Here is a 2,155-nt window from a genome sequence, read left to right on the forward strand (position 1 = left end):
CCGATATGGGTAATTTAGTTAAGGTAAATTTCAATTTCAATGTATATTTTAATAAGAAAGAATTCAGGTGTCAGGAGCCAGAATTCAGAATTTCGGTTAAGCGACACTTCGGCTATGCTCAGTGCATCGCTGGTGGATAGCGCAGCGTCTTGTAGAGAACGTCTTGATTCTAACTTCAGTATTCTTCTTGAATACTGAAATAACCGCAAAATCTAGCTGTCACCTCTAGGTTTTGCGGTCATCAACAAACGCATAACTATATTGGATATCCAATAGACTGATTGCAGAAATTGAGACAAACTGCTGGTTTAGCCACCCCAAATTTTCTCTAAAACTGCGTTTGGTGAAACATCTGCTGTTTTTCCCGTGGGGGATTCAATGGCCAGGAATTTATCGTTTTTCGGCAATAACTTAGCTGGATCAGTGGGGCCAAATAGGGCGATGGTATAGGTTTGGACTGCAACACTTAGTTGTAGTGCCGCACTATCAGTAGACAACATCAGATTTGCCCCGGCAATTATGGCAGTTAACTTACCAATATCATCTGGGGCAGTCACCTTGATATCTGGAGAAGACCCCAGAAGCGATCGCACAAACTGCTCATCGTCAACTCCCTTAATGACTACCACAGGCAGATCCGGTTGCTTATCTTGGAAGTTTTGAATAATTTGATGCCACTTCTGGACAGGGTAGATTTTATCCAGTTCTTTAGCCTGGGATAACTGGCCAGAACCGCCATGAATCAAGATATAGCCTGTTTCATGCACCCCTAAGCGTTTTTGTTCCTTTTCTGCCCAGTCAATATCTGTTTTTGGCACATTTACAGCTAATTCTGGGACAGGGGTTTTTATGCTTAATGGTTGCAGCAAATCATGATATACTGCCGCCGCATACCGGGATGGTTTGAATGGCACAGCGTGGGTAAGAAAAACCGCTCCTTTGCCTTGGTAGCCAATGCGTGTGGTAATTCCTGTCAACCAGAGTAAAAGACCCACCAACCAATTTTGCTTAACAGCAATGGCAATATCGTATTCGCGATCGCGAATTGTCCCCACCAAGTTACCCCAATCTGCCAGACTGTTACGGTCTTGAAAATCAAAGGGCAGTACCTCGTGAACCGACTTGCTCACTCGGTAGGCAGCCTTTGACCGGGGTTCAACAACGACATCTATCTGAGCGTTAGGGTAATGGCGCTTTAGGTCATCTAGAGTCGGAAAGAAGAGAATTTGGTCGCCAATTCCGCCAGGTACAAGGGCTACTACTCGCATAATATTTATTGACGCTTACTCGCTCCCTATTTTAGGGGAAAATATATAGCTTAAAGATTGAGGAATTCTGTGTATTTACTAATTCCAGCTGCGGGAATCGGAAAAAGAATGGGGAGTAACCGCAATAAACTCCTGCTAGTCGTGCGATCGCAACCAATTATTGCTTGGACTCTATTAGCCGCAGAAGCCGCCAGTACAATCAGTTGGATCGGAATTATTTCGACTCCTACCGATTGGCCAGACTTCAAAGCAATTATCGCCGATCTGAAGCTGACTAAACCAGTGGAATTGATTACAGGTGGTTCCACCCGCCAAGAATCTGTTTACAATGGCTTGCAGGGGCTACCAGTAGCCGCAGAACAAGTGTTAATTCATGATGGGGCTAGATGTTTGGCCACACCAGATTTATTTAACTCTTGCGCCCAGGCCATTCGCCATTGCCCCGGTTTAATTGCTGGTGTACCCGTCAAAGACACCATCAAAGTTGTCGATGAACAAGGCATAATTCAAAAAACACCCGACAGACGGCAATTATGGGCGGCACAAACTCCCCAAGGATTTGATGTCAAGTTATTGAAACAGTGCCACGCTGAAGGTGTCCGTCAAGGTTGGGAAGTAACTGACGACGCCGCCTTATTTGAAAAGTGCGGTATTGAAGTGCGAATTGTCGAGGGAGAAGAGACAAATTTAAAAGTGACTACTCCACAAGATTTAGCGATCGCAGAATTTATTCTCACAAGTAGAGGTTTTTGAGGGAGTGGGGGGATGAGGGAGATGAGGGGGATGAGGGGGATGAGGGAGAAGAATTAATAACCAATGCCCAATGCCCAATGCCCCATGCCCAATGCCCAATTTGAGAGTTTCAAACAATATTTTGACAATTTACG

The 2,155-nt window shown here is 44.9% G+C and carries 2 protein-coding genes; one reads left to right on the forward strand and one right to left on the reverse strand.

Annotated elements, in window-relative coordinates; all coding sequences use genetic code 11:
• Positions 1-308: 308 nt before the first annotated feature.
• Entirely contained in the window at positions 309-1,268 is a 960-nt protein-coding gene (locus LC574_RS37010; protein ID WP_229458605.1) for a glycosyltransferase family 9 protein, read from the reverse strand.
• A 69-nt stretch (positions 1,269-1,337) separates the two neighbouring features.
• Here LC574_RS37010 and ispD point away from each other — a divergent pair, with 69 nt between their 5' ends.
• Complete coding sequence (gene ispD, locus LC574_RS37015) at positions 1,338-2,021, forward strand: 2-C-methyl-D-erythritol 4-phosphate cytidylyltransferase (RefSeq protein WP_229458606.1); 684 nt, start codon at positions 1,338-1,340, stop codon at positions 2,019-2,021.
• Positions 2,022-2,155 lie beyond the last annotated feature (134 nt).

The sequence above is a fragment of the Nostoc sp. CHAB 5715 genome, assembly GCF_020829685.1.
Taxonomy (GTDB): Bacteria; Cyanobacteriota; Cyanobacteriia; order Cyanobacteriales; family Nostocaceae; genus Nostoc.